We start from the raw sequence: 2,361 nt of genomic DNA, 5'->3' as shown, positions 1-2,361 counted from the left end.
CCATGGCGCCGGCCAGGTGCAGGACCCCCTCCGCGTCCTTGGCCTCCATCCCCCGTGCCCACGCACGCAGCAACGGCGCCCAGGTCGGGAAGGAGGTCAGCGCCAGGAGGGACGGTGCGGAGATCGGCTCGCTCATGCCGCCGACACTATGCCGCGCCACCGACACGGGCCGCCGGATCGACCGGACGGTCCGCGACGTGCCCGGAGGCGTCGCCGCGGCCCGACGGTAGTGCCCCGGTGCGGGGCGGGGTGTCCCGGTACGCGCTGGGAGGCCGCGGCGCCACCGGCGCCGCGGCCTCCCAGGAGGATCGGTCAGGGAGCGGAATCCGTCACTTGACGCCGAGACCGGCGTCGTCCGCCTTCTCCTTGCCCGCGGCCTCGAGGACCTTGTTCAGCGGCGCGAGGTCGTAGATGCCCGTGAGGTTGGGCTGCTCCAGCAGACCGGCCTTCACCGCGTGCTCGGCCTGGGCGTCGAGGGTGGCGGCCAGCGGGTCGTCGAGGAAGGTAATGGACTCCCAGGCGGGGTCGATGACCTCGGTCGGAAGCTCCTTGCCCGACAGCTCCTTCAGCGCCGCGTTGGCGGAGGCCTTGGCCTCGTCCGGGTTGGCGTTGATCCACTCGTTGGTCTTCACCGAGCCCCGCAGCACGGCCTCGACGACGTCAGGGTGCTCCTTGAGGAACTTCTGCGACACGATGATGTTGGTGATCACGAACTTCTTGTCCGGCCACAGGTCGGACTCGTCGAGCAGCACCTTGCCGCCCTCGGCGACCAGCTTGGAGGCGGTCGGCTCGGGGACCCAGGCACCGTCGATGGAACCGGACTTGTAGGCGTCCGGGGTGATCTTGTTGTCGGTGCGGAAGACGGAGACGTCACCCTTGCCGCTCTGGGCGTCGACCTTCCACCCCTTCTCCGCGATCCAGTTGAGGAACGCCACGTCCTGGGTGTTGCCGAGCTGCGGCGTGGCGATCTTCTTGCCCTTGACGTCGTCGAGGGTCTTGATCTTGTCGGGGTTGACGACCAGCTTCACGCCGCCGGAGGCGGAACCGCTGACGATGCGCAGGCTCTTGCCGTCCGACTTGGTGAATCCGTTGATGGAGGGGGAGGGGCCGATCCAGCCGATGTCGATGGAACCGGCGTTCAGCGCCTCGATCTCGGACGGGCCGGCGTTGAAGGTCGACGCCTTGATCTCGGTGCCGCCGAGCTCCTTCTGCAGCAGCCCCTCCTGGACGCCCACCAGGGCGGTGGCGTGCGTGAGGTTGGGGAAGTAGCCGATCTTCACCTCGTCGGCGGAGAGCTTCTTCGCGTCCGCGGAGACCTCGGTCTTCTTGGCGTCGTCGGCGGCGTCGGAACCGTAGCCGCAGGCGGTGAGCAGGAGGGGGAGCGCGGTGAGGGCGGCAAGGGCGCGCAGGGCGCTGAGCGGTCTGACGGCAGACACGGAGGTGTCCTCTCGGGAAAGGGCTGATCAAAGGGCTGATCGAGAAGGGCGTGGAACGCGGGGGCGGAACCCGGACGTGCGGGTTCGCCGCAACTCCCGTCGCCCAGGGCGGCCTTGAAGGGCGTCGTGGGTCAGGGAGCGGAGTGACGGGGCACGGGTGGTGCGCACGCCCGGAGAAGGGCGGTGCCGCCGTCCCGGAGGGTTGTCCCCGGGCGGCTCAGCAGGAGCGACAGATGGCGCTCGAGGTGCGGCCGAGATCGACGTGCCGGCGCGAGGTCAGCAGGAGGAACGACAGGGTGGCGCGGTCGGACGGACGCATGTCACCCCTCGTTTCGATTCCCAGTTTTCCTACCTGAATGATAGGGATCGTGGCAGAAAGCCAGGCCGACACCAAGACTGCTTTCACATACTGGACGAGGTCTTCTCGGATGTTGGGACGGGGAGGGGTGGTCCGGGTGGTTCAGGGGTTCGTCCACGCGTCCGGAGATGCCGCCAACTCCGTTATCGCGTCCGGGAGTTGAGAATTGGCGAGGTCGGCGAGCGAGACCCCGTCCAGGATTTCGCGCACATGGGAACGGAGCGCGATCCACAGGGGCAGCAGCGACTCCGCCGGGCCGCTGTAGGCCAGGTCCGGAGGCCGTACGCCGCGCACCGAGACCAGGGGGCCGTCCACGACGCGGATGACGTCGGCGACGCTGACGGACTCGGCGGGCCTCGCCAGGCGGTAGCCGCCGTTGCCGCCGCGCCGGCTCGTCACCAGACCGCCCCGGCGCATGTCGTTGAGGATGCCCTCGAGGAACTTGTGCGGGATGCCCTGGGCGTCGGCGATGGCCTCCGCCTTCAACGGCTCGTCGTCCCTCGACGCGGCGAGCTGCAGTGCGGCCCGTACCGCGTAGTCCGCCCTGGCTGAGATGCGCATGGCCCC

Annotated in this window: 3 protein-coding genes; all 3 read right to left on the bottom strand. The window is 69.3% G+C overall.

Annotated features, from left to right (window positions below):
* Window positions 1–329: 329 nt before the first annotated feature.
* On the bottom strand, window positions 330–1,436 hold the full coding sequence (locus tag HW445_RS27230; RefSeq protein ID WP_180223529.1) for an ABC transporter substrate-binding protein: 1,107 nt from the start codon (window positions 1,434–1,436) through the stop codon (window positions 330–332).
* 217 nt (window positions 1,437–1,653) lie between these two features.
* A complete protein-coding gene (locus tag HW445_RS34470) occupies window positions 1,654–1,755 on the bottom strand; it encodes a putative leader peptide (RefSeq protein WP_369695865.1) in 102 nt (33 codons plus the stop codon).
* 141 nt (window positions 1,756–1,896) lie between these two features.
* Window positions 1,897–2,355, bottom strand: coding sequence for an Rrf2 family transcriptional regulator (locus tag HW445_RS27225; RefSeq protein ID WP_180223528.1), 459 nt, complete (start codon window positions 2,353–2,355; stop codon window positions 1,897–1,899).
* Between the last annotated feature and the right edge of the window lie 6 nt (window positions 2,356–2,361).

Source organism: Streptomyces sp. UH6 (genome assembly GCF_013421635.1).
Lineage (GTDB): Bacteria > Actinomycetota > Actinomycetes > Streptomycetales > Streptomycetaceae > Streptomyces > Streptomyces abyssomicinicus.
Note: the sequence above shows the minus strand (reverse complement) of the source record. Positions and strands in the feature narration are given on the sequence as shown.

What these genes read in the sequence shown, in the direction of transcription:
- HW445_RS34470 (WP_369695865.1), bottom strand. Translation starts at nt 1,755, where the DNA reads ATGCGTCCGTCCGACCGCGCCACCCTGTCGTTCCTCCTGCTGACCTCG.
- HW445_RS27225 (WP_180223528.1), bottom strand. Translation starts at nt 2,355, where the DNA reads ATGCGCATCTCAGCCAGGGCGGACTACGCGGTACGGGCCGCACTGCAG.